Genomic DNA, 24,336 nt, shown 5'->3' on the forward strand with positions numbered 1-24,336 from the left:
ACGTGAGAAAAGCATGCAAAATGCCCCCGACTTATTTCCTGTTCCCAAAATGAGTAACAAACTATGACTACCACAACTACTGCGGCAACTAGCCGTTCTTCGTCTAAGTGGACCTATAAGGATTTCACCTGGGCTCTTTCTCTATTCGGTACAGCGGTTGGTGCTGGTGTACTTTTCCTTCCAATCAAAGCAGGTGCTGGCGGTTTTTGGCCATTAGTTATCCTAGCCCTAATTGCAGCACCAATGACTTGGTTTGCACACAAAAGCTTAGCTCGCTTCGTTCTTTCTGCTAAGAACCCAGAAGCAGATATTACCGACACAGTAGAAGAACACTTTGGTAAAACTGGTGCGAACCTCATCACTTTTGCATACTTCTTCGCTATCTATCCAATCGTTCTAATCTACGGTGTAGGTATCACAAACACAGTTGATTCATTCCTAGTGAACCAAATGGGTATGGAATCTATCCCACGCTGGTTGCTTTCAGGCTGTCTGATTGCAGCAATGACTTGTGGTGTAGTATTCGGGAAAGAGCTTATGCTGAAAGCGACTTCCGCGATGGTTTACCCACTAGTATTCATCCTACTTGCTCTATCTGTATACCTAATCCCAGATTGGAATACTTCAATGATGAGCGTTAGCCCTGACTGGGGTTCAATGCCAGCAGTTATCTGGCTAGCAATTCCAATCATTGTTTTCTCTTTCAACCACAGCCCAATTATCAGCCAGTTCTCTAAAGAACAGCGTCGTGTATACGGTGAAGATGCAGTTAAGAAGACTGACATGATCACTGGCGGTGCAGCGATGATGCTAATGGGTTTTGTAATGTTCTTCGTATTCTCTGTTGTTCTATCTCTATCTCCAGAGCAACTAGCGATTGCACAAGAGCAAAACATTTCTGTTCTTTCTTACTTAGCTAACGTTCACGAGTCTCCACTGATTTCTATCCTTGGTCCTGTTGTTGCGTTCGCCGCAATCACTTCAAGCTACTTTGGTCACTTCCTAGGTGCACACGAAGGTCTTGTAGGTCTAGGTAAGTCTCGTTCTAAAGCACCAGTTTCTAAGATCGAGAAAGCATCTCTACTATTTATCGTTATTACTACTTGGATTGTTTCTATCATCAACCCAAGCATCCTAGGCATGATTGAAACAATGGGCGCGCCAATGATTGCGGCAATCCTATTCCTAATGCCTGTATACGCAATGAAGAAAGTACCGGCTATGGCTAAGTTCCAAACTTCAGCACCTGTACAAATCTTTACAGCAATCTGTGGTATTGCAGCGATTACTTCTGTAATCTACGGCGCTTTTTAATTGACTTCGTCAGTTGAACATCTCGGTTAAACAATAACGATAATATAAGCCTCCATGTACTTTGGGGGCTTTTCTAGAGGTAAATCAGTATGATCAGTGTTTTTGATATCTACAAAATTGGTGTTGGACCTTCAAGCTCTCACACCGTAGGCCCGATGAAAGCTGGTAAAGAGTTCATCGACGACCTACGTTCAATGGGTAAGCTAAGAGACATCACCAAGATCACTGTAGATGTTTATGGATCACTATCACTGACAGGGAAAGGTCACCACACAGATATCGCAATCATTATGGGTTTGGCTGGTAACTCACCAGAAAAAGTCGACATCGACTCCATCCCAAGTTTCATTGCCCGTGTTGAAGAAACAGAGCGTCTTCCAGTTGGCATGCACTGTCACACCGTTTCATTTCCTCGTGACGGCGGCATGAACTTCCACTCCACTAATTTAGAGCTTCACGAAAACGGCATGCAGATCCACGCTTGGATCGATGACGAAAAAGCGTATTCAAAAACTTACTACTCTATTGGTGGCGGCTTTATTGTTGATGAAGAGCACTTCGGGAAAGAAGAAGTATCAGCATTAAAAGCTCCTTATGAGTTCAACTCAGCGGAAGAACTGGTAGAGCTGTGTAAAGAAAATGGCCTATCAATCAGCACACTGGTTATGGCTAATGAGCACGCTGTACACTCAGATGAAGAGACTCGTACGTACTTCGCTAATATTTGGAAAACAATGCGTGAGTGTATGGAACGCGGCATGAGCACTGAAGGCATTCTGCCTGGTCCACTGCGTGTTCCACGTCGTGCAGCAGCACTTCGCCAACAATTGATCACATCAGAAAAAACCACAACTGACCCTATGTCAGTAGTTGACTGGGTGAATATGTTTGCTTTTGCTGTAAACGAAGAAAACGCAGCAGGTGGTCGCGTTGTTACCGCTCCGACCAATGGTGCTTGTGGCATCATTCCAGCGGTACTTGCTTACTACGACAAGTTTATCCAAACCGTGACTGAAAAAGACTACATCCGCTACTTCGCTGCATCGGGCGCAATTGGTGGATTGTACAAACAAAATGCATCGATTTCTGGTGCAGAGGTAGGTTGTCAGGGTGAAGTTGGTGTTGCTTGTTCTATGGCGGCGGCAGGTCTTGCTGAACTTATGGGTGGAAGCCCTGAACAAGTTTGTATGGCAGCTGAAATCGCAATGGAACACAACCTCGGTCTAACTTGTGACCCAGTTGCTGGACAAGTTCAAGTACCTTGTATCGAGCGTAATGGTATTGCAGCGGTTAAGGCTATTAACTCGACTCGAATGGCGCTTCGCCGTGCTTCAGCACCTCGTGTGTCATTGGATAAAGTTATCGAAACTATGCTTGAAACGGGTAAAGACATGAATGCTAAATACCGTGAAACCTCTCAAGGTGGTTTGGCAATCAAGGTTGTTTGCTAATAGACAAATTCCAATAACAAAAAAACCGAAGCCTGAGCTTCGGTTTTTTTATGGTCATAGTAACGTTTAGCAGCTAGCGGTTTATTCGCCTTTGTAGATACAACCTGCAGTACACGTTTCTTTGATCTCTACTTTACTCAATAGCGGTAGGTTAGGCTTAAGCTGCCCCCAAATCCATTTGGCCAGTACTTCACTGGTAGGGTTCTCTAATCCCTCAATATCGTTCAAGTAGTAGTGGTCTAAACGATCGTAAATTGGTTTGAATGCTGCTTTGATCTCTGCAAAATCGACTACCCAACCAGTATGCGGATCGACTTCACCTTCAACATAGAGACGTACTAAAAAAGAGTGTCCATGCAGACGACCACACTTATGGCCCTCTGGCACATGCGGAAGATGATGCGCAGCTTCGAACATGAACTCTTTATACAACTCAGTTTTCATAGGATATCTCTGTTAAAAAATGACACGCAATCCTACTGAAAACCGAGCTCTATCTCAAGCTATACCGTAAAGAACGACGACGAGAAAAACCCGATAGATATAAATGTCGACATGGCTGCACCGCACAACAGCACTGGCATTTTTGCTCTTGGGTAAGATTCAAGCAGCAAGATAATCGCCAGATAAGTAGGATACAAACCAAAGATATAACGCGGCATCGCATTGACACCCGATGATAAAGGTATCACTAAGTTGATAAACATAAATAGCGCTTCAGCATAACGTTTTTTGTAGATTAGATAGCCGTTAAGTGCGAAGCCAAGTAAAGAAACAATGGTGAGATAGAGCTTTGGACCACCTCTTTCAAATCCATATTCCAACCAAACAAATGGATTACTAAAGGTTCTGCCCCACGCCACTTGAATATGACCGAATGCCAATGCATCTCCCATATGGAAGTACAAATAAGCCATGTAAGTAAAGAAGCCTAATGGGATGACCCAAATAGCCGCAATAACCGCCAAACCGCGAGTTTTAAATCGATAAAAACTACTTAACCCATAGTGCTGGATGCCAATAATGAGTACAGAGAATACTAACATCACACCTAGATTTCGCGTCACTGCAGCTAACATCCCTAATACAGCGACCAATAACCAATTCTGGCGATAACAAGCAATGAAGAGTCCTGCTACCAAGGCAATATACAGCGGCTCAGAATAGCCCGCTAATGAATAAACCGTATAAGGCGAGAAGCACATTAACCATATTGCCGTATCTTGCGCATTATTGCTGAGTTTCATCTGTTTCAATGCCATCACTAAAGCAGCAGTGCCAGCAATGAGGGTCACATTAGACACTAAGACCAATGACAGGTTGATGTTATTAACGACGTAATTCACTGTTTTCGCGAGATAGGGGGACATGGGCATAAACGCCCAGTTAGCTCCGTTGCTTTGCCTCATATAGCTAGGCACTAGCGCGTAACCATCTTCCGCTATTCGCCTAAACCATACACAGTCAAAGCGACACATTTGATGCCAAATATCGATGTCCTTGATCGCTTCAGGGTTGAATGAGTACGTTCCTATTAAACCAAAAGCGGCAAAAACGATACGACTAGTGATCACTGCCAGCAAGAGTGTTATCCATTGGTTTTTGGTTAACATTATTGAAGAGTTTGGATTATGCATGGACTGAACTCACTTTCTCGACTTGCTGCGTCCCGGATAGAGGGGGTTGTTCTGGGTTATTTCTCTTGTCATATTGACCATATATTCCTTCTACAAGGTAAATTGGTCTCTGTTTCATTTCACGATACATTCTGCTGATATAGCCGCCGATAATGCCAAGCGAGATCAACTGAATGCCACCTAAGAAAAGTACAACACTAATAGTCGAGGCATATCCCGGAGTCTTAATATCAAAGAAGGTTGCGCCAATCACTATCTTTAGCATAAACAGAAAAGCGAGTAGAGAAATCACACACCCTACAAATCCCCATATTCGCAACGGCCATGCAGTAAAACTCAGTAAACCGTCTACTGCAAAATTCCACAACTTCCAGTAATTAAATTTGGTTTCACCAACATGTCTTTCAGGACGCTTAAAAGTAATCCCTTTAGAACGAAATGCCCCCCAAGCCAATAAGCCTTTCATAAAGCGATTTCTCTCCGGTAGTTGACGCATCGCCTCTATCACTACTCGATCAATCAAACGAAAGTCACCTGCATTTTCCGGCAAGGTTGTTTCTGATGCGAGCCAGTTGAAGACTCGATAAAAGCCACCAGCAGAGACTCGTTTCATCCACGTGTCTTTGCTTCTATCTTCGCGCACGCCATAAACAGTGTCCCACTCACCTGTCTGCCACTCTTTAACAAACTCTAATATGAGTTCAGGAGGGTCTTGAAGGTCAACATCCATAATGACACACGCATCACCTCTAACATGATCAAGACCTGCTGTCATCGCCGCTTCTTTACCGAAATTTCGGGCCAAATTCACTAAAGTGACCCGTTTATCTTTGCCTATCAATTCTTCAATAACCGTACGAGTTCGATCAGAGCTACCATCATTGACGAAAACAATATCTAATTGATGACGCATTCCATTGAGGGCATTATCCAGCGCATCAATAAACGGTATGATCGACTCTTCTTCATTAAACACGGGAACTAATATGGATAAACTAAACTCGTTGCTACTTTTCATCAGCCCCGTCCTTAATCGTTATTTTGGTGACCGTTAGACTCGCCGGAGTTTCAAATTGCATATATTGGATGGGACGCGCCGCATCGATATTTGCTGCGGGCAATGTAGCTGCAAGAGACAGCTGACCGATAGGCTCCAATCGTGTCTTATGTTCACCATCGATGGAAACGTAAACGGGCTCAGTAATGCTTTTCGCTAGATCAATTTTTACATACACGGAACGAGTTGGATTTTGGTCAAAGTTAAAATACACACCGCCAGAATGAACCAGTCTCCTACCTTCGTTTTTATTACGCTCAAGCTCGGTGTGTAAATCGTAGTTCCAGCCTTCACGACTAATAAATGGGGACTGTTCTCCGGGCTCAATAATCCCTGACAAAGGCAGCACTAAGTTGTTATTATCCTTGCCCCAAAAAAGCGTCGCTTTATCAATGTAATACGTTTGATAACCTACCGTTACATTAGGTGTTGCCGCTAAATATAAAACCCACAAATAGTAGCCAGACAACGTAATCAGAATGGCAATTAGACCTATTCTAAGTCGACACTCTTTACCTTTAACATTGCCTCTAGACATTGTGTTTTCGAGATTTTGTTCGGTCATAATTAATTTACAACTAGTTACATTTTATGATGTTTTACTCCTGCACCACGACTAGACTGTCAACATATAGTCAGAAGCTTATTAAGATTTGATTAACCGATAATTGAGCATAGGGTACAAACTACCATTCATCCGTGCTTTCTATTTCACCGCCAATTTAAATTCATACGGACATATACCAACTCAACTTATATTTGTCTCATTTCTCAATTCCAAGATTAGTTGCATAAAAAACCATGAGCTTTTCGAGGTTTTACCAACAAATGCCTTCCAGAGCACCGGTAAGTTAACTTAATATTCACTCTGTCAGCCCATATCATTAACAATAAAAACTATGCGTCTAACAATTACAAATAAACTTTTAATAGCGCTTATATTGGTCTTTGGAACAGTGGTTATTATCTCGACAACTTATCAATATAACCAACAAAGGGATCTCATCTATTCAGTCCTCAGTGAACAACTTCATGACAAAGCAAGTAACTATTTCGATAGCTTAAACATGATGATGCTCACAGGTACCATGTCTCAAAAAGAAACGCTGAGAAATAAAGCACTAGCTCAGGAGAATATTGAAAACGTTCGTGTTCTTAGAGGAGATGCTGTTTCCAAGCTATATGTACAAGGTTTAGAAAACCAAGTGGCGGTCGATGACATCGATAAACGTGCCCTCAATGGCGAAACGGTTATAGAGCCGTTCAAAGCAGATTGGGGAAGCGGCCTAGTCGTTGCCCTGCCAATGGAAGCAAGTACCAACTATCGAGGTACAAATTGCGTTACCTGCCACATGACAAAAGAAGGCGAAGTATTGGGTGCCATTCGCATCGAATACAACCTGAATCAAGTCAATGGATTCATCAATAAGCGAACCGCTATTGCTGTCGCGATTATGGCTGCCATCGCATTTCTTGGTTACTTAGCAACGATATTTATTGCTCGTCGATTTATTGTTGGGCCAGTCCAGACAACATCCAAATTTATGACTCGTGTAAGTGGCAGCAAAGATCTGTCCATTAGGTTATCGCAAAAACAAAATGATGAAGTCGGTGATTTAACTAATGACATCAATGCATTTCTAGACACGGTCTCAGATAGCCTGACTAAAGTGCAATCTACGGCGCAAACTGTCAGTTCAAATGCAGACAAACTAACAAGCATTGCCGAAAATAACGAATCTATCGCCAAACGTCAGCTTGATGAAACCGCGGCAGTAGAATCCAACATGCAGATGCTGAAACAGCAACAGGCCACTGTTAGTGACGCAACCGAACGCGCATCGCAGTTGATGCAAGAGACGTGTGAACTGACAAAAGCGAGCAGCACCGAAGCTCAATCTGCAAGTAATGATATCGAATCGTTGGTACAAGATATTACCCAAGTCTCCTCTCATATCTCTGAGCTTAATGAACAGACAGAGCAAGTCTCAGCAATTCTGTCGACAATCAAAGGAATCGCAGACCAAACAAACTTGCTTGCACTAAACGCTGCTATTGAAGCTGCGCGAGCTGGAGAGCAAGGGCGTGGTTTTGCGGTTGTAGCAGATGAAGTTCGCTCTCTGGCTAGCAGAACCACGCAAGCGACTAATGATATTGAAGATATCATTGCCAAATTCCAACAAGGCAGTAGCCATTCCGTTCAAGCGGTTCGAAACGTCTCCGAAACAGCTCACCAAAGAGCGGATGAGGTTCAAGCACTTGCAGATAAAATGCAGACCGTTGTATCTCAAATTGAGGCTACGACTGACATCGCTAGTCAAGTGCAAGAGCAAATACAAGCTAACCGAGAAACCAGCGAAAACGTTGGTCAAAAAACCGTCGTAATTAGTGAGCATGCCAATGAAGCCTCGGACTCGGCGACTCAAACTCACCAAATTAGCATGGATTTGCAGCAACTCTCCCACCAACTCGATACGTTACTGAATCAATTTATGCTGAATAACCACAATAAAGGTTGAACCGTAAAAATTGACAGGTAATATGTCCCTTTGAAAAGAAATTTAGTAGCAACCCAATGAATTGGCTAAATGTTAGCCAAAGTCATTGGGTTGTATTGTTACCTCCATGGAGAAGATTAATAACATGACTTACGCGCCTGTAACTGACGTACTAAGCGGTAAGCTAGCTGTTGACAGTGAAGTCACTGTACGCGGCTGGATCCGTTCACGTCGTGATTCCAAAGCTGGAATCTCTTTCCTTGCCATCTACGACGGCTCTTGTTTCGACCCGATTCAGGCCGTGGTCCCTAATAATCTTAATAATTACGAGAATGAAGTACTGAAGCTAACAACAGGCTGCTCTGTTGAAGTAACAGGTACCATCGTAGAGTCTCCAGCAAAAGGTCAAGACTTCGAACTTGCAGCGACAGACGTTAAGGTTGTTGGTTGGGTTGAAGATGCTGATACTTATCCGATGGCGAAAACACGTCACTCAATCGAGTATCTGCGTGAAGTTGCTCACCTGCGTCCACGTACCAATGTTATTGGTGCTGTTGCGCGTGTACGTAACTGCCTATCTCAAGCTATCCATCGCTTTTATCACGAGCAAGGCTATTTCTGGATGTCTGCACCACTTATCACGGCTTCTGATGCAGAAGGTGCTGGTGAGATGTTCCGCGTTTCTACGCTAGATATGGCGAACCTGCCATTGACAGAGCAAGGCGATGTAGACTTCAACGAAGATTTCTTCGGTAAAGAAACATTCCTGACGGTATCTGGTCAACTTAACGCTGAAGCATATGCTTGTGCTTTAAGCAAAGTGTACACATTCGGCCCAACTTTCCGTGCTGAAAACTCAAATACTAGCCGTCACCTAGCGGAATTCTGGATGGTTGAGCCTGAAGTCGCGTTTGCAGACCTTGATGACGCAGCGAAACTGGCTGAAGATATGCTGAAATATGTGTTCAAAGCGGTATTGGAAGAACGTCGTGATGATCTTGAGTTCTTTGCTCAACGCATCAACAAAGAAGCGATTACTCGTTTAGAGAAGTTTGTAGAATCTGACTTCGCGCAAGTAGACTACACTGACGCAATTCAAATCCTGCTTGATTCAGGTAAAGAGTTCGAGTTCCCTGTTGAATGGGGTATCGATATGTCTTCTGAGCATGAGCGCTACCTAGCGGAAGAGCACTTCAACGCACCAGTTGTTGTTAAGAATTACCCGAAAGACATCAAAGCGTTCTACATGCGTATGAACGATGACGGTAAAACAGTAGCGGCTATGGACGTACTGGCACCGGGCATTGGTGAAATCATCGGTGGTTCTCAACGTGAAGAACGTCTAGAACTTCTAGACAAGCGTATGGTAGAAATGGGTATCGACCCTGAGCACATGAGCTGGTACCGCGATCTTCGCCGCTATGGCACAGTACCTCACTCAGGATTTGGTCTAGGCTTTGAACGTCTAGTATCTTACGTGACTGGCATGGCAAACATCCGCGATGTGATTCCGTTCCCACGTGCACCACGCAGCGCGAACTTCTAATTCTTACTCATTTTGCTCTTACGAGCTGAGATAGAATCCAATTTAAAGACCACCTCTTTTGGTGGTCTTTTTTGTTTCATCACATGCCAATTCAAGAGCAGATAATTGAATGCTTAATTTGCAAATTCGAATCGAATATTCAGTTGGTAATTCATCCTATTAGCACTACATTTAAAGTGTAAACTTTATATAGAACGAGGGCTCATGATGGGAAAATTTACAGTAAAAGACATTGAATACTATGGTGAATCAGACGGCGTTCATAAATGGCAAGCTTCAAGTGGTCAACCATATTACTGGCATCCTGATTGGCTACATGTTGCCGAAGATGAAACCGGATTGCACCCAAAACAAGCGCTAGAAGTGGATGACAATGAAAGCGCAACAAAAGAGCATGCAACAACCGCTATTGTTAAGCATCTTAACGAATGGCTAAAAGACAAGCTAACGCAAAATCCAGATCTAGAAACTCAAGCTGTTGAATCGGAACATGAACTTAAAGGTCATGATGACTAATTCGACTTCTTAAGCAGCTAACATATCGATGAAAGTATATCACTCGGTATGTTAGTTCTCCTCGGCCTCATCCAAGTACACGTTCTTTTCATTGCAAGTCGCTATAATCTGCATTCAGGCTTTACCCATCCACCCCTCCAAAATATTCTTTCCACCACAAATTATCGATTATCAATATGATGTCATGTTATCAATAAAGGTTACGAATAATTTCCAAATCAAACCTTTGGATATGTATAGTAGATATGAACATTGTGGCCCTAACAGGAGGTTTTATGAGTCGCGAATCTGCTAGACACGGTATGCATTATTTTGGTCAGTCATACATCAACCAAGGTTGGGGAAGATGTTTTAGCCAACCATGTTATCTCAGTGGCAACTGGAATCAGATTGCAGAAAGTACTTTAGGTATCTCATATACAGAACTGTGTGAACCCAACTACGTAGATGTTCCAACAGAGAAAATAAAAGTAGATAAATAGAGTTAGATATCACTTCTGAGTTAGAAGGTACATTTCCTACAATAAGTGTACCTTCTTTATATGAAAGCCAGCCTTAACGTTAGTTACCCTTCCTTTAACCTCAACTCTTAGACCACTTAACTCATCAAAATAATGAATTAGAGTCCTTTTCTGTTTCAAATCAAAATAATTTTCTGTTTTCTTCTTTAATGTAGTTGTCTCCTATAGCCTTGAAAGGTATAAATAGGCTGTTGTCGTTTGTTAACAAACGTTTTGATTGCCCCTTCAATTAACATGGATGAAGAATATGTTTGAAAAAGTTGTTGCAGCACCCGCCGATCCAATCCTTGGTCTTACAGAAGAGTTTAAAAAAGACACTCGCGCAGAGAAAATTAACCTAGGTGTTGGTATCTATAAGAATGAACAAGGTGAAACTCCCGTTCTAGCGACTGTTAAGAAAGCAGAAGCGGCACTGCTGGAGACTGAGAAAACCAAATCTTATCTAACGATTGAAGGGACAGCTGAATACGGTCTAGCTGTTCAAAAACTGCTTTTCGGCGCTGATTCAGAGATCGTTGCCGAAAAACGTGCCAAAACAGCTCAAGCTCCAGGTGGTACTGGCGCACTTCGTGTTGCTGGTGAGTTCATCAAGCGTCAGCTTGGTGAAGTGAAGATTTGGATCAGCAACCCTACTTGGGCGAACCATAATGGCGTATTTAGCGCTGCAGGTATCGAAACCGCTCAATATCGTTACTACGACGCTGAAACTAAAGATAAAGACTTTGCAGGCATGGTTGCAGATCTTGAACAAGCGTCAGCTGGCGACATTGTGTTGCTACACGGTTGCTGCCATAACCCAACAGGCATCGATCCTACTGCCGATGAGTGGGACCAATTAGCTAAACTTGTTGCAGAAAAAGGCTTAATCCCATTATTTGACTTTGCTTATCAAGGCTTTGCTAAAGGTGTAGAAGAAGACGCTCAAGGTCTACGTGCGTTCGCTAAACACAACAAAGAGATTCTAGTGGCAAGCTCTTTCTCTAAGAACTTTGGTCTATATAACGAGCGTGTTGGTGCGTTCACATTGGTTGCGACTTCAGAAGAAGTAGCAACTACGGCTTTCTCTCAAGTTAAGAGCATCATTCGTTCAATCTACTCTAACCCACCAGCGCACGGTTCTGCAGTAGTCACTCACATTCTAAATGACCAAGCATTGCGCGCAGAATGGGAACAAGAAGTGGCAGAAATGCGCGACCGTATCCAAGAAATGCGTGAACTATTCGTTGAAACTCTTAAAGCTGAAGGCGTAGATGCAGACTTTAGCTTCATCGAGCGCCAAAATGGCATGTTCTCTTTCTCAGGCTTGACTAAAGAGCAAGTTAACCGCTTAAAAGAAGAGTTCGGTATTTACATCGTTGGTTCTGGACGTATCAGTGTTGCTGGTATGACAAAGTCAAACATGGGTCCACTATGTAAAGGTATCGCCGCAGTTCTATAAGCTCTAGCTCATAGAATCAAGACGTTAGCATTGAACAAATGCAGCTATAAGGCATAAATAATAGGTCAGCTTCGGCTGACCTTTTTTGTATCTGCGTGTAGTATTAAAGCATTGACCGACAGCTAAGGCCGCACATGGACGCAGAAATCTTGGAAATTCAAAACTTCCTAGCCTCCCACCCTCCTTTTGACGAACTTCCAGAAGAGACCGTACTTTATGTCTCTCAACATATGGAAATCGCTTACTACCGACAAGATACCCCCATCATCCACTTTGGTGATGATATTCACGACCTTTATATGGTTCGCAGCGGTGTGGTTGAAATCTACCGTCGAAAAGGAGAGCTCTACAATCGCCTAGATGAGGGAGACCTATTTGGGCAGATGGGACTGCTAACCAACAACAAAGTCCGTTTTCCTGCAAAAGCTGTCGAAGACACGTTAGTTTACTGCTTGTCAGCCGAGATCTTCCAAGAGCTCTATGACGGCTTCGACTCATTTGCTGATTTTGTAGAAGTAGAGGATACGGTACGTCTACGCCAAGCGGTATCCAACAACACCAATGAGAATGACCTGACCACATCCAAAGTAAGAACTTTACTAACGCGTGACGCTCCAACTATTGAGCGTTCCAGTACCATTCAAAACGCTGCACGATTAATGGCGGACGAACAAGTATCATCGTTACTGATCATTGACCCAGAAATTGTAGACAATGATGAGGAAGACACTTCTCCGGTCCTCGGTATTATCACTGATCGGGACCTATGTACTCGTGTGCTAGCAGAGAGCCTTGACCCACAAGATGAAGTGGGTAGCGTGATGTCTACAGATGTGATTTCTCTCGACCACAATGCTTATGTTTACGAAGCCATGCTTACCATGCTTCGTTATAACGTGCATCACTTACCGGTACTCAAAAACAAACAGCCTATCGGCATCATAGAAACTACCGATATCGTCCGTTACGAATCGCAGAACTCGTTACTACTGGTAAGCAGTATTTTCCAACAACAGTCCGTTGAAGAGCTTAAATCGCTCTCCGAACAAGTTGGAGACAGCTTTGTCCGTTTAGTTAACGAAGATGCTAATGCTCACATGGTAGGAACCGCCATGTCGGTCATTGGCCGAAGCTTTAAGCAGCGCATAATTGAACTTGCAGAAGAAGAACTCGGAAGTGCGCCTATCCCATACTGCTTCTTAGCACTTGGCTCAATGGGACGAGACGAACAACTTGTCGTCACAGACCAGGATAACGCCATTATTCTTGATGACAGCTACGATGAGAAGAAACATGGGAAGTACTTCGAAGCCTTTGCTAAGTTCATTTGTGATGCTCTGGCAGACTGTGGGTACAGTTACTGCACGGGTGACATCATGGCCACCAATCCGGAATGGCGCATGACTCGCAAAGAGTGGGAAGCGTGTTTCTCTGATTGGATTGATGATCCTAACCCGAAAGCCCTGTTGAATGCATCGATCTTCTTTGACCTCGATGGTGTGTACGGCAAGTTGAAATGGGCCGAGCAACTAAATAGCTTTATTGTCCGTCGTGCCCGTCGTAACAACCGATTCCTTGCTTGTTTGGCACGAAATGCCTTAAACCGAAAACCACCTCTCGGTTTCTTTAAAGATTTTGTGATGGAAAAAGATGGTCAACATAACAACTCCATCAACCTCAAACGTCGTGGTACTGCACCTTTGGTCGACCTAATTCGAGTACACGCGTTGGCGGTAGGTTCTCGCTCTACTAATTCATTTGAACGACTGGACGACATTCATGAAGCGGGAATATTACCCAAAGGCCGTGCCCGAGATCTCAAAGACGCGCTTGAGTTTATCTCTATGGTACGCATTAGCCACCAAGCTATCGACGTAGAGCAAGGAATAGAACCAGATAACAATATCGAGCCTGAAAATCTTTCTGACTTTGAGCGTCGAAACTTAAAAGACGCGTTCCAAATCTTAAGTAACGGTCAAAATTTCCTCAAATTCCGTTACCAAGCAAATAACGCGTTAAAGTAGGTTCAAATGATTAAGAAATTACTTCAGCCCCCTTCCGTTCAATGGGCAAACAAATTTGCGACCTTGGCAGAACGAGTTAATGATGAGCGCCTACGCGCATTTTACTCTGCCGGACTGCCTGCTGCAGACACGCCATTGAATGAGTTAGAGTTCGTTGCATTGGATTTCGAAACCACTGGACTAAATCCGGACAAAGACGGAATTCTCTCGATCGGTTTAGTGCCGTTTAACGCGTCTCGTATTCGTCTCAAGCAAGCAGCGCATTGGACCATCAGACCCAAAGCTAAGCTTGAGGAAGAATCCGTTGTCATTCACGGGATTACTCACAACGACATTCTTGATGCCCCAACATTGGATGAAGTATTGGGCGATGTCCTTTCAGCGCTAGCGGGAAAAATTATCGTGGTCCATTATCGACCCATTGAGAGAGGCTTTCTAAATAGTGCGCTTAAGCGAATGATTGGAGAAGGCATTGAGTTTCCGGTTGTCGATACCATGCAAATCGAATCGGATTATCAATCGCGCCTGACCGGAGGCATTATTAATAAACTGAAAGGGAAACGAGCAGACTCTGTGAGACTTGGTCAAAGCCGACGTCGATATGGTTTACCTGATTACCCACCTCATCATGCGCTGACCGATGCCATCGCGACAGCAGAACTTTTGCAAGCTCAGCTTGCTTATCATTTCGAAGGCAAACATACGATTAGCGAGATTTGGCTATAACTTTGCATTCCCCTCTGACCACGTTTGGTCAGAGGGGAAATAAGATTAGATCTTAAAGCGACCAATCTCTTTCTCTAGTTTCTGAGATAAATTAGATAGGTCAACGGCTTGCTGTGCAGCTTCCTGAGCTTCTTCAGCTAACTCATCAGACACATCACGTATACCTTGGGTATTTCGAGTGATTTCAGAGGTCACAGACGCTTGTTCTTCCGCTGCCGTAGCTATTTGAGCAGCCATATCACTGATTTGTTCAACAGCCGCATGAATTTGCGTTAGGCTCGCTGCAGCACAGTTCGCATCGTCAACACTAGTGTCAGCCAGTTTTCGACTATCGTTCATAATACCCACCGCTTTTGCAGTGGTTGCTTGCAAGGTTTCAATCGTACTTTGAATTTCTTGAGTCGACGCATGAGTACGCTGACTAAGCACACGAACCTCATCCGCAACAACCGCAAAACCACGACCCTGCTCTCCTGCACGTGCTGCTTCAATTGCTGCATTAAGAGCGAGCAAGTTCGTTTGTTCAGCGATGTCTTGAATAGTCGAAAGAATGGTATTGATGCTATTACCGTGCGTCTCAAGCTCTTGAATTACGCCTGTCGCCACTTGAACTTCTGCCGCCAGATTTTGAATAGAGCCTTGAGTTTGAGAAACTTGGCCAGCACCGTGATTACTCGCACCAACCGCTTCTGACGAATTAGATGCTGTCATGTCGGCATTACTTGCGATTTCTTGAGTGGCCGCAGCCATCTCGTTAATCGCTGTCGCAACCATGTTGATTTCATCTTGCTGTGTTTGAATACGCTGGCTACGCACTCGGGCATGCGTTGCCGTATCTTTAGCTTGCTCCGATAGAGCCAATGATACATCTTTCAGGTGCATGACCGTTTCATGCATATAGCTGACGAACGTATTGAAGTTTCTCGCCAACTGCCCTACTTCATCTTTACTACGTGGTTCTAAACGCTGAGTTAGGTCACCTTCACCAGAAGCAATCTCTTTCAATGCTTTTGACACGCGCGCGAGGTCATTCACTAAGAAACTCATCAACCACGACGCTACAATACCCACCAGAATAAGAATAATCAGAGAGGTAATAACCAGTTGAGTTAATGCCGTTTTGTGACCCGCTAGTTCTGTCGCCTTATCAAGTTCCACCGCAAACACCCAGTTTGTTCCGGGAACCTTCGAGAAGAACATCAACTTCTCTGTACCGTTTAGTTTAAGCTCCAACATTGAGTTATCGGACGCTTTTTGCTGAATAGTTTGGATATTAAAACTCTGACCCAATGCCGTCACAGGCTTTAGAAGTAGCGATTTGTTAGGGTGCGCTAAGAAAGTGCCATTAGTCAGATCAATGAGCATTGCTGTCGCATTATTACCGACGTTTAAGCTGATTACATCGTTAACTAATTGGTCAATGAGAACATCAGCCCCAACGACCCCCATAAGTTGGCCGTGCTGTTTTACTGGCTCTGCAATTGTCACCAATAGTGCATTGGTAATGGCATCTTGATAGGCCTCAGTAATAATCTGTTTATTCGCAGCTTGAGCCTCTTGATACCAAGGACGGGTGCGAGGATCGTAATCAGCACGATTACGCTCAGGGTGAGAGCGGAACATTTCGCCAGTTGGAGTGCCAAAGAAAATGTCGTCAAAGCCACCCGCGATGCGAGCTTGCTGTAAATATGGAACTTTATCCTCTTGATCAACAAAACCGTTGAACGCAGTGGCGATAGTTTTGCGAATATCGACCCAGTTTTTAATGCCTTCTACAGCAGCGTATGAGACGTTGTTCGCACGTGCACTGATTGCAGCATTAGTTTGCGAGGATAATTGATTAGCGGCAAGAATGGTCAACGCGACCGCCATGAGCACCACCGCACTGAGTGTGGCAGCAATAAGCTTTTGTCTTAATGATAAGTTCATAGTTTATTATTCTGTCTTTTTCGGATTTTGGTTGTTATTTTTATTGTTAACCACTACGTGGCGTGCGAATAATATACATATTCAGCAGCAAAATCGAGCGCCAATATATTGACTTATAAGCATTTTGTAGTGACATTTCATTGACCCCACTAATTTTACAAACAATGTTTTTATTTGTATTATGCTGGAGATTTAATCAACTCCACTATAATCGGCTGATCACTCCATTTCTTTAGGGCTCGACATGTTAAAGATCTACCAAAGACAATATGCAGTTGTCGAGGCCATTGCCTACTTGAAGCAACCTCACATTCATTAGCTAATGTTGACTTTTGTGCTGACAGCACTCAAAAACTCGCGAGAATTTCTCAACATTCACTTTGGCTAATTTTAGAGGTTCACTATGAACTCCAAACATTGGACTCGGTTTGAACTACTCCATCAAACTGTGACTAACCCTAATATCCACGTTAAAGGTACGCATAGTTATTACAGCGACGCTTACGACAATGGTTTCGAGTCGTCTGTCGTCCGCTACCTGCATGGCGACGAGCAAACTCGACATAAGTCGCCGCCATGGGACATTGACCAACTATATATAGGCGATTATGTCTGTATCGGAGCGGAAGCAGTAATACTTATGGGTGGCAACCACACTCATCGACTCGATTGGTTTTCACTCTATCCATTTTTGGACAATGTCGAACAAGCTTATCAATCGAAAGGCGATACCATTATTTCTGATGGTGCATGGATTGGCATGCGAGCGATGCTCATGCCAGGAGTGTCTATTGGTGAAGGTGCAGTAGTTGCGGCGAATAGCGTGGTGACGAAAGATGTAGCGCCTTATTCCATTGTTGGCGGTAACCCAGCAAAGGTCATTAAGCATAGGTTTGATGCCGACAGCATAAAGCGTTTGCTAACACTCAATATCTATCAATGGAGTGAAGAAAAATTCGAGGCGCTACGACACCTCATTAGCGCCAGCGATATCGATGCACTTGAAAGTGCTCACACACTCTATGAAAGCCGTTAATAGCAATCATAATTTGAACATCGATAAACAAAAAGAGCGGCTAATTAGCCGCTCTTTCTTATCTGCTCAGATTGCAATCAGTATTTTTCAGTTCTCATACCAAGCAATAGGCTCACACACATCATCAGCAAAATGATGGTGAACGGTAATGCAGATGAAATCGCACCGGCTTGCAGTGCTGCAATCGCCTCATTACCACCAATCCAAAGTAGCGCAACTGCGATAGCACCTTCCATAAACGCCCAGAATACGCGCTGAATAACTGGTGCATCGACTTTACCGCCCGCTGTAATACTATCGATTACCAAAGAGCCTGAGTCTGACGACGTAATAAAGAACACCAAAACAAGCACAACAGCAACGATAGAGAGCATCGTACCCATAGGCAATTCATCGAACATTTCAAACATCGCCAATGGAACATCACCTAAGCCATTGGTACCCAGTGAGCCAACTTGATTAATCACTTGATCAATAGCCATGCCACCAAATACTGACATCCACACCACGGTCACTGCGGTCGGTACGATAAGTACAGCTGTAATAAATTGGCGAACAGTACGACCTTTAGATACACGCGCGATAAACATACCTACGAATGGGGACCATGAAATCCACCACGCCCAGTAGAACACAGTCCAACCGTGCATCCATACTTCATCTTCGCGTCCATGAGGGTTGCTTAGTGGAATAATGTTCTTAATATACGCAAACAACGTCTCAGGAATCGCGGCAAATGTAACGGCATAACCAATAAAAGCAACTAATATAAGCAACAAGAAGGCGATGATCATGTTGATATTACTAATAACCTTAACACCGCCATCAATACCGCGTAATACGGAAACAACCGCTAATAATGTTACGACCGCAATAACGACTATTTGCAAAGTCATTCCTGACTCAACACCAAACACGTGATGAATACCGCTCGCTGCTTGTTGCGCACCTAAACCAAGAGATGTTGCTAAGCCGAACAATGTCGCCAATACCGCAAGAATATCAACGATGTGACCTGCCCAACCCCAAGCTCTGTCGCCAAGAATCGGATAGAAAATTGAACGCATCGACAAAGGTAAACCTTTGTTGTAGGCAAAAAAGGCAAGTGAAAGAGCAACAACGCCGTAGATTGCCCATGGGTGTAGACCCCAATGGAACATAGTAGCACCCATTGCAAGCTCTCTTGCCGCCGCAGTGTTTGGCTCTACACCTAGTGGAGTTTCAAACCAGCCAGTAAAGTAAGCCACGGGCTCAGCTACACTCCAGAACATTAAACCAATACCCATACCAGCAGCGAACAACATGGCAAGCCATGACATAAACGAATAATCCGCGACCGCATCTTTACCACCAAGGCGGATTTTACCGTATGGAGACACTATCAATGCTAGGCAGAAAACAACAAATATGTTCCCAGACCACATGAATAGCCAATCAAATTTATCAATGATTGCTAGTTTGATACCATCAAGAGCAGATTTTGCCGTATCCGCATCAACAATGACGGTTAGTAAGAGAAGCAGTGCAATAAATCCCGCACTAATCCCGAAGACAGGGTTGTGAACATCAAACCCCCATTTCTGGACATTATCTTGCCCAATAGTGTAGTCAGTACTATCAATACTGTACTTATCAATACCCTTTGTCATTAATCCTCTCTATGACCCATTCCTTTCAACTCAAAGCATTTTAGGTCAAAACTATGAATGCTGGACTACAACGAACAGCTGACCCTTAACGATATCTGCTTTGCAAACGCTGTATTTTACCAAATTATAAGCGGAATTTCACAAAATGTTAGGAAAGTCAGACAATTCGTACCAAATAGAACTGAGACAATTAACAATTAGAACTCGAATTAAATCGGAGTGAGCGGGAGTTTAAGGGCCAAAATAGGAGAGACATATGGCCCCAAATTGATGAGGCCACTATTCCAATAAAATACTAGTTCTTTGAAATATTACTATCGAGTTGTAGAACTGGAGACGCGTCAATATCGTCGGCATTCATCATCAACGAAATACGCTGGATCGACGACAGCAATAAAGTTTGCTCCCAACTTTCTAGACGCTGAAATTTCTGAACGAAGCTATCCTGAAGTGGTAAAGGCGAATCTTTCAATACTTCCTCTCCTTTCTCAGTCAGTGTTGCGTGCACTTTGCGTTTGTCTTGCTGACTCCGAATACGTTGGACATAATCTTGAGCTTCAAGACGGTCGATGATCGTCGTTGCCGTGGCTTGGCTGATATTGGTTGAGTTTGAAAGTTCACGAATTGTCACATCACCCATATCTTTGATAGCTTTCATCAAAATAAGCTGAGGCCCCGTCAAGCCGCACTCTTTCTTAAGCTTTTTAGAGTGTAGGTCAATCGCGCGGATAATCTGGCGTAACGCCACCAATACTTCTTCGTGTTTTTCCAATTTCCAATCCAGTCTTTCAAAGAGTTAGCGCGCTCTTTATAACAGAACGCGAAACAGAATGCGTCGTGATTTTAGTAAAAGTCTCAATTGATCACAGCTTTTGTCCACTTAAACAACCTAAACCCTCGCTAAATCTAGCTTCACGCCTATTTTATGCTCGTTAGGAGCATATTAAACCAAGTCGTTTAAGCACCCTACGACAAACCATTTTCTAGAGCGTATTTTGCCAACTCTGCCGTCGAATGTAGATCCAGTTTATGTTTGATGTTTTGACGGTGAGTCTCCACCGTTCGATAGGAGATGTCTAACATCTGAGCTATTTTCTTACTACTACAACCTTGAGCTACTAGCTTGAGCACAGACTCTTCACGTCGACTCAATGGGTTGGACTTCGCTACGACAGGGGTAATCTCTTGAGAGAATAATGTTTGGGTGACTGACTCACAAAAGTAGGTCGACCCTTGATGCACAGTCTTAATTGCCTGCACCATTTTCTCTGCGGAGATTTCCTTTAGCATGTAACCTACCGCTCCTGCCTGCATTACCTTCATAATGTATTCACGATTATCATGCATCGTTAACATTAGAACTCGGATATTGGGAAGCTCTTCTTTAAGCATTTGCGTGGACTCAATGCCGTTCATTATCGGCATACTTACATCCATTAAGACCACATCCGGCAAAGTGCTTTTGACAACCTCAATAGCTTCTACACCATTGCTTGCAGTTGCAACCACATCGATTTCCGGTTCCCGCTCTAGCCTAGCCATAAAACCTTCAAGAACAACCTGATGATCATCGACAATGACGACTCGGATCTTGGCATCCATTACACTGCCTCCTCTACCTTTAACAACACGGTAATTTCTGTTCCCTTTCCATATTCACTAATCAGCTCGAACTCTCCCCCGATGAATTCCACTCGTTCGCGCATGTTTCTTAATCCAATCCCACGGCTATTCATCGCATTTCCAACATCAAATCCAACTCCATCATCGGTGACGATCAACTGTAGTACACCGCCAAATTGCTTCAAGAACACGGTGACCTTGGTCGCCTGAGCATGCTTTTCGATATTATTAAGAGACTCTTGAACCACTCTATAGAGTGTAGTCGCCACTTCAGATTTGAGTTTCGAGGCATTGGAGTCTAAAACCAGTTCAGTACTTGCCATGGAGTAAGTTTTAAAATCTTGCAAGAGAGTGGTAATCGCTGCTTCCAAACCTATATCATCCAAAGCACTAGGACGTAAGTGATGGGAAATTCGACGAACTTCCATTATTGCTTCTGACAATGAAGATTGAGATTGCTGTAAGTGCCCCATAGAACGATCATCAACGCTTCTCGTGTCCATCAACTCAAGATGACATTTACTCGACACCAGCAATTGATTTACCCCATCATGAAGCTCTCTGGCTAAATGCTTACGTTCATCCTCCTGAAACATCACCGTTTTATGGGCGAGCTCTTTTAGATTTTTATCAGCTAATTTATGTTCGTGCCAATTAACCGCTAAAGTCAGTACAATAATCACCGCTACTGTTACTGCGAAAATTGTCACGATAGAAAATATCGTGGTCTCGATATTGTTATCAATGGCGGCCCTCAATATTGCCACTTCTTGCGCCACATCTTCGATATACAGCCCGGTCCCTATCATCCAGTCCCACTTATCCAGCCAAGCTGCATAACTAAGTTTGGTGACCGTTTCTCCAGTAGAAGGTTTTTGCCATAAGTACTGGTGATAGCCCCCTCCTGATTGAGCTTGAAACAACAGAGCTTCAATCAGGTAATCACCATCTTGGTCTTGAAGTTTTAACAAGTTTCGACCGACAAGCTGCGGAAGAATTGGGTGGACAAGGTTGGTACCGTTTTTGTCGTAGGCAAAAAAGTAGCCATCGGTTCCATAACGTAGACGATTGAGCGTTTCTTTGACCTGGCTTTTGGCTTCAGTTTCAGTTAATGAGGAGTTGTTATAGACTTGCTCAATAGCATCAAAGGCCATTTCGACGCTATCTTTAAGAGCAGATTCTTTTGAGCGAATAAGGCTCTCTCGGAAAATGTTAATTTCATTTTCTCCGAGGGCTTTTGCTTGATGAAGAGTTATCCAACTAACACTCGCCGTCACAATGATAAGTGGGATGAGTGTCAGTAAGATAAGTTTTGCTTTGAGCGGCATAGAAGTCCTTTTTCTAAGCTGCATTGGATGTAGCTTATTGTTTCCTATTGTAAACAGTAGCAATGTCTAAAATAGAAATGAACCACTATGCCGAGCTAACGCAGCTCCGATCACATTCCATAAAATTCTGGGAACATAAGTATCGACGCTAAGACGACTATTTGTATCGCAATAAATGGCATTACACCTCGGTAAATATCTCTTGTGGTCACGCCATTAGGGGCTACGCCTTTCAAATAAAACAAGCTAAAGCCGAATGGTGGGGTTAAGAACGATGTTTGCAGGTTCATCGCAATCAAAATAGCAAACCACGTCATATTGATACCCATTAGCTCTGCCACAGGGGCAATCATCGGTACGATAATGAAACAGATTTCTACGAAGTCGATAAAGAAACCAAGAATCAATATCACCACCATGGTAATGATTAGGAAGCCCCATTTCTCACCAGGCAGTTCAAGCATCCACTCCTCTACCAGCATATCACCACCAGTATAAGTAAACGCCATTGAGAACGCCGTTGCACCAAGTAGAATCGCAAATACCATTGCCGTCACTTTCACCGTCTCTTTGGACGCATCATAGAGCATGCCCCAACTGAATTGGCGATACATAAGTGATAGAACAATAGCACCCGCACCACCGAGAGCAGCAGACTCCGTTGGCGTCGCAATACCGGCAAAGATAGAGCCTAATACCACAACAATCAGTGCTAGCGGTGGAATAATCGCTTTCAGCGCCGTTTTTACTTCTTCTGAGCGTGAAATAGTTTCATCTCTTGGAATCGGTTGGGCACTCTCTGGGTTTAGCTTTGCATAAATGAGTATGTAAGCGACATAAGCGCCAACTAAGACAAAGCCCGGCCATAACGCCGCTTGGAATAAATCCCCTACTGGTACACCTAACACGTCACCCAAAAGAATAAGCACGATGGATGGTGGAATGATTTGCCCTAGAGTACCCGACGCACAAATAGTGCCGCAGGCCAACCCTTTATCATAGTTGTACTTGAGCATCACTGGCAGTGAGATAAGCCCCATGGCGACGACCGATGCTCCTACAACACCCGTAGATGCTGCAAGCAATGCACCCACGAGTACCGTTGAAATAGCAATACCACCACGAACACCACCAAACAAACGACCCATCGACTCAAGAAGCTGTTCAGCTAGTCGAGTCTTTTGTAAAACTAACCCCATAAAAACAAACAGAGGTACAGCCATTAATACTGTGTTTTCCATAATGGACTGTATCCGATATGGCATAAACGCAAACATTTCTATCCCTTCCGCCCACACACCGAAGATCAGCGCAATGCCGCCAAAAGTGAAAGCAACAGGAAAGCCGAGTAGTAGCGCGAATAAGGCTACAAAAAACATCACAATACCGATCATGAGAATGTCCTTATTCGTTTGAGCCGGAAGACTTAGCGTAAATGAGGTGTGGATTGAACAGTTTGTTCAATGAGTGCAGAACCAAGCCAACACCAGCAATCGCCATAAAGAAGAATGAAAGAGGAATCATCGCTTTGATGATCCAGCGGTAAGGTAAGCCACCAGGGTCACCAGAGGTCTCTCCTAGCGCGTAACTTTCTTTGGCAAAATCGATACCGAACCAAGCGACCAATAAGCAAAATGGGAAAAGAAAAACAAAAGTGCCTAGTAGGTCGATGATGGCTTGAGCTTTAATAGATAAACGCTCGTAGAACACGTCTACTCGTACATGTCCGCCCGCTTTAATTGCGTATGGGACACCCAGTAAAAACACCGCCGAGAATAAATGCCATTCCATTTCTTGGAAGGCGATAGAAACATCATTAAATACGTAGCGCATCACTACGTCATAAACAACATTCACCAATAAGAGCAAAAACAAAATACTGGATAACCAGCCTAGCAAATCCGCTACCTTGTTAAACAGTCTTTCAATGTAAATTAAACTACGCATACAACTTTCCGCCTATCCGCCATATTTAGTTCATTGTTTTAGTTAAGGGCGTATGACCATTTTTTGGGAAAAAGTGGCGCAGGAGCCGCGCCACTT

The 24,336-nt window shown here is 43.7% G+C and carries 20 protein-coding genes and 2 pseudogenes; 10 read left to right on the top strand and 12 right to left on the bottom strand.

Features of this window, described 5'->3' with window-relative positions; all coding sequences use genetic code 11:
- Positions 1-63 precede the first annotated feature (63 nt).
- Positions 64-1,314 (top strand): aromatic amino acid transport family protein, encoded by a 1,251-nt coding sequence (locus VME0621_RS06995; RefSeq protein WP_062457288.1) that lies wholly within the window; start codon positions 64-66, stop codon positions 1,312-1,314.
- 89 nt (positions 1,315-1,403) lie between these two features.
- Positions 1,404-2,765: an L-serine ammonia-lyase gene (locus VME0621_RS07000; RefSeq protein WP_006073710.1), complete on the top strand. Its 1,362-nt coding sequence runs from the start codon at positions 1,404-1,406 to the stop codon at positions 2,763-2,765.
- A gap of 81 nt (positions 2,766-2,846) precedes the next feature.
- Here VME0621_RS07000 and queD read toward each other — a convergent pair whose 3' ends face one another.
- Genes queD through VME0621_RS07020 form a run of 4 tightly spaced genes read right to left on the bottom strand, consistent with a single transcriptional unit; the run spans position 2,847 to position 5,997 of the window.
- A complete protein-coding gene (queD, locus tag VME0621_RS07005; RefSeq protein ID WP_006073712.1) occupies positions 2,847-3,209 on the bottom strand; it encodes a 6-carboxytetrahydropterin synthase QueD in 363 nt (120 codons plus the stop codon).
- A gap of 59 nt (positions 3,210-3,268) precedes the next feature.
- Positions 3,269-4,402, bottom strand: coding sequence for a hypothetical protein (locus VME0621_RS07010; protein ID WP_062457285.1), 1,134 nt, complete (start codon positions 4,400-4,402; stop codon positions 3,269-3,271).
- Positions 4,395-5,420 (bottom strand): glycosyltransferase family 2 protein, encoded by a 1,026-nt coding sequence (locus tag VME0621_RS07015; RefSeq protein ID WP_031494411.1) that lies wholly within the window; start codon positions 5,418-5,420, stop codon positions 4,395-4,397. The genes VME0621_RS07010 and VME0621_RS07015 overlap by 8 nt, the downstream gene beginning before the upstream one ends.
- Positions 5,410-5,997, bottom strand: a complete 588-nt coding sequence (locus tag VME0621_RS07020) for a hypothetical protein (protein WP_197498251.1) — start codon at positions 5,995-5,997, stop codon at positions 5,410-5,412. Before VME0621_RS07020 ends, VME0621_RS07015 begins: the two co-directional genes overlap by 11 nt.
- Before the next feature lie 361 nt (positions 5,998-6,358).
- On the opposite strand from VME0621_RS07020, the gene VME0621_RS07025 reads away from it, so the two are divergent.
- The 7 genes from VME0621_RS07025 (at position 6,359) to VME0621_RS07055 (ending at position 14,728) form a co-directional block, all read left to right on the top strand.
- The gene (locus VME0621_RS07025) at positions 6,359-7,978 is read left to right on the top strand and encodes a methyl-accepting chemotaxis protein (protein ID WP_062457280.1); all 1,620 of its coding nucleotides are present in this window, start codon (positions 6,359-6,361) and stop codon (positions 7,976-7,978) included.
- A gap of 124 nt (positions 7,979-8,102) precedes the next feature.
- A complete protein-coding gene (asnS, locus tag VME0621_RS07030) occupies positions 8,103-9,503 on the top strand; it encodes an asparagine--tRNA ligase (RefSeq protein ID WP_006073720.1) in 1,401 nt (466 codons plus the stop codon).
- A 207-nt stretch (positions 9,504-9,710) separates the two neighbouring features.
- Positions 9,711-10,019, top strand: coding sequence for a hypothetical protein (locus VME0621_RS07035; protein WP_038226055.1), 309 nt, complete (start codon positions 9,711-9,713; stop codon positions 10,017-10,019).
- A gap of 275 nt (positions 10,020-10,294) precedes the next feature.
- Positions 10,295-10,501, top strand: a complete 207-nt coding sequence (locus VME0621_RS07040) for a hypothetical protein (protein ID WP_062457277.1) — start codon at positions 10,295-10,297, stop codon at positions 10,499-10,501.
- Positions 10,502-10,787: 286 nt separating this feature from the next.
- Positions 10,788-11,978, top strand: a complete 1,191-nt coding sequence (locus VME0621_RS07045; protein WP_062457275.1) for an amino acid aminotransferase — start codon at positions 10,788-10,790, stop codon at positions 11,976-11,978.
- Positions 11,979-12,112: 134 nt separating this feature from the next.
- Entirely contained in the window at positions 12,113-14,002 is a 1,890-nt protein-coding gene (locus VME0621_RS07050; protein WP_038225878.1) for a putative nucleotidyltransferase substrate binding domain-containing protein, read from the top strand.
- Between the two features lie 9 nt (positions 14,003-14,011).
- The gene (locus tag VME0621_RS07055) at positions 14,012-14,728 is read left to right on the top strand and encodes a 3'-5' exonuclease (protein WP_038222837.1); all 717 of its coding nucleotides are present in this window, start codon (positions 14,012-14,014) and stop codon (positions 14,726-14,728) included.
- A 45-nt stretch (positions 14,729-14,773) separates the two neighbouring features.
- Here VME0621_RS07055 and VME0621_RS27045 read toward each other — a convergent pair.
- Together VME0621_RS27045 and VME0621_RS27050 are read right to left on the bottom strand one after the other, a co-directional pair.
- Positions 14,774-15,946: pseudogene (locus tag VME0621_RS27045) on the bottom strand (methyl-accepting chemotaxis protein); the annotation flags it as partial.
- Positions 15,929-16,657, bottom strand: a pseudogene (locus VME0621_RS27050) (cache domain-containing protein); the annotation flags it as partial. The pseudogenes VME0621_RS27045 and VME0621_RS27050, both read right to left, overlap by 18 nt.
- A 403-nt stretch (positions 16,658-17,060) precedes the next feature.
- On the opposite strand from VME0621_RS27050, the gene VME0621_RS07065 reads away from it, so the two are divergent.
- Positions 17,061-17,693, top strand: coding sequence for a CatB-related O-acetyltransferase (locus VME0621_RS07065; RefSeq protein ID WP_062457269.1), 633 nt, complete (start codon positions 17,061-17,063; stop codon positions 17,691-17,693).
- 77 nt (positions 17,694-17,770) lie between these two features.
- Here VME0621_RS07065 and VME0621_RS07070 read toward each other — a convergent pair whose 3' ends face one another.
- From VME0621_RS07070 to VME0621_RS07095, 6 genes are all read right to left on the bottom strand, one after another.
- The gene (locus VME0621_RS07070) at positions 17,771-19,342 is read right to left on the bottom strand and encodes a BCCT family transporter (protein WP_006073732.1); all 1,572 of its coding nucleotides are present in this window, start codon (positions 19,340-19,342) and stop codon (positions 17,771-17,773) included.
- A 295-nt stretch (positions 19,343-19,637) separates the two neighbouring features.
- Entirely contained in the window at positions 19,638-20,114 is a 477-nt protein-coding gene (locus VME0621_RS07075; protein WP_006073734.1) for a MarR family winged helix-turn-helix transcriptional regulator, read from the bottom strand.
- A gap of 194 nt (positions 20,115-20,308) precedes the next feature.
- Complete coding sequence (locus VME0621_RS07080) at positions 20,309-20,944, bottom strand: response regulator transcription factor (protein ID WP_062457266.1); 636 nt, start codon at positions 20,942-20,944, stop codon at positions 20,309-20,311.
- Positions 20,944-22,293: a cache domain-containing protein gene (locus tag VME0621_RS07085; RefSeq protein WP_062457263.1), complete on the bottom strand. Its 1,350-nt coding sequence runs from the start codon at positions 22,291-22,293 to the stop codon at positions 20,944-20,946. Before VME0621_RS07085 ends, VME0621_RS07080 begins: the two co-directional genes overlap by 1 nt.
- Before the next feature lie 110 nt (positions 22,294-22,403).
- Positions 22,404-23,687, bottom strand: a complete 1,284-nt coding sequence (locus tag VME0621_RS07090) for a TRAP transporter large permease (RefSeq protein WP_006073742.1) — start codon at positions 23,685-23,687, stop codon at positions 22,404-22,406.
- Positions 23,688-23,697: 10 nt separating this feature from the next.
- Positions 23,698-24,240: a TRAP transporter small permease subunit gene (locus VME0621_RS07095; RefSeq protein WP_062457260.1), complete on the bottom strand. Its 543-nt coding sequence runs from the start codon at positions 24,238-24,240 to the stop codon at positions 23,698-23,700.
- Between the last annotated feature and the right edge of the window lie 96 nt (positions 24,241-24,336).

Source organism: Vibrio mediterranei (assembly GCF_900088415.1).
Classification (GTDB): domain Bacteria; phylum Pseudomonadota; class Gammaproteobacteria; order Enterobacterales; family Vibrionaceae; genus Vibrio; species Vibrio mediterranei.

Excerpts from the sequence above, each read along its gene's own strand:
- VME0621_RS06995 (WP_062457288.1), top strand. The coding sequence starts at position 64 with ATGACTACCACAACTACTGCGGCAACTAGCCGTTCTTCGTCTAAGTGG.
- VME0621_RS07000 (WP_006073710.1), top strand. The coding sequence starts at position 1,404 with ATGATCAGTGTTTTTGATATCTACAAAATTGGTGTTGGACCTTCAAGC.
- queD (WP_006073712.1), bottom strand. The coding sequence starts at position 3,209 with ATGAAAACTGAGTTGTATAAAGAGTTCATGTTCGAAGCTGCGCATCAT.
- VME0621_RS07010 (WP_062457285.1), bottom strand. The coding sequence starts at position 4,402 with ATGCATAATCCAAACTCTTCAATAATGTTAACCAAAAACCAATGGATA.
- VME0621_RS07015 (WP_031494411.1), bottom strand. The coding sequence starts at position 5,420 with ATGAAAAGTAGCAACGAGTTTAGTTTATCCATATTAGTTCCCGTGTTT.
- VME0621_RS07020 (WP_197498251.1), bottom strand. The coding sequence starts at position 5,997 with ATGTCTAGAGGCAATGTTAAAGGTAAAGAGTGTCGACTTAGAATAGGT.
- VME0621_RS07025 (WP_062457280.1), top strand. The coding sequence starts at position 6,359 with ATGCGTCTAACAATTACAAATAAACTTTTAATAGCGCTTATATTGGTC.
- asnS (WP_006073720.1), top strand. The coding sequence starts at position 8,103 with ATGACTTACGCGCCTGTAACTGACGTACTAAGCGGTAAGCTAGCTGTT.
- VME0621_RS07035 (WP_038226055.1), top strand. The coding sequence starts at position 9,711 with ATGGGAAAATTTACAGTAAAAGACATTGAATACTATGGTGAATCAGAC.
- VME0621_RS07040 (WP_062457277.1), top strand. The coding sequence starts at position 10,295 with ATGAGTCGCGAATCTGCTAGACACGGTATGCATTATTTTGGTCAGTCA.
- VME0621_RS07045 (WP_062457275.1), top strand. The coding sequence starts at position 10,788 with ATGTTTGAAAAAGTTGTTGCAGCACCCGCCGATCCAATCCTTGGTCTT.
- VME0621_RS07050 (WP_038225878.1), top strand. The coding sequence starts at position 12,113 with ATGGACGCAGAAATCTTGGAAATTCAAAACTTCCTAGCCTCCCACCCT.
- VME0621_RS07065 (WP_062457269.1), top strand. The coding sequence starts at position 17,061 with ATGAACTCCAAACATTGGACTCGGTTTGAACTACTCCATCAAACTGTG.
- VME0621_RS07070 (WP_006073732.1), bottom strand. The coding sequence starts at position 19,342 with ATGACAAAGGGTATTGATAAGTACAGTATTGATAGTACTGACTACACT.
- VME0621_RS07080 (WP_062457266.1), bottom strand. The coding sequence starts at position 20,944 with ATGGATGCCAAGATCCGAGTCGTCATTGTCGATGATCATCAGGTTGTT.
- VME0621_RS07085 (WP_062457263.1), bottom strand. The coding sequence starts at position 22,293 with ATGCCGCTCAAAGCAAAACTTATCTTACTGACACTCATCCCACTTATC.
- VME0621_RS07090 (WP_006073742.1), bottom strand. The coding sequence starts at position 23,687 with ATGATCGGTATTGTGATGTTTTTTGTAGCCTTATTCGCGCTACTACTC.
- VME0621_RS07095 (WP_062457260.1), bottom strand. The coding sequence starts at position 24,240 with ATGCGTAGTTTAATTTACATTGAAAGACTGTTTAACAAGGTAGCGGAT.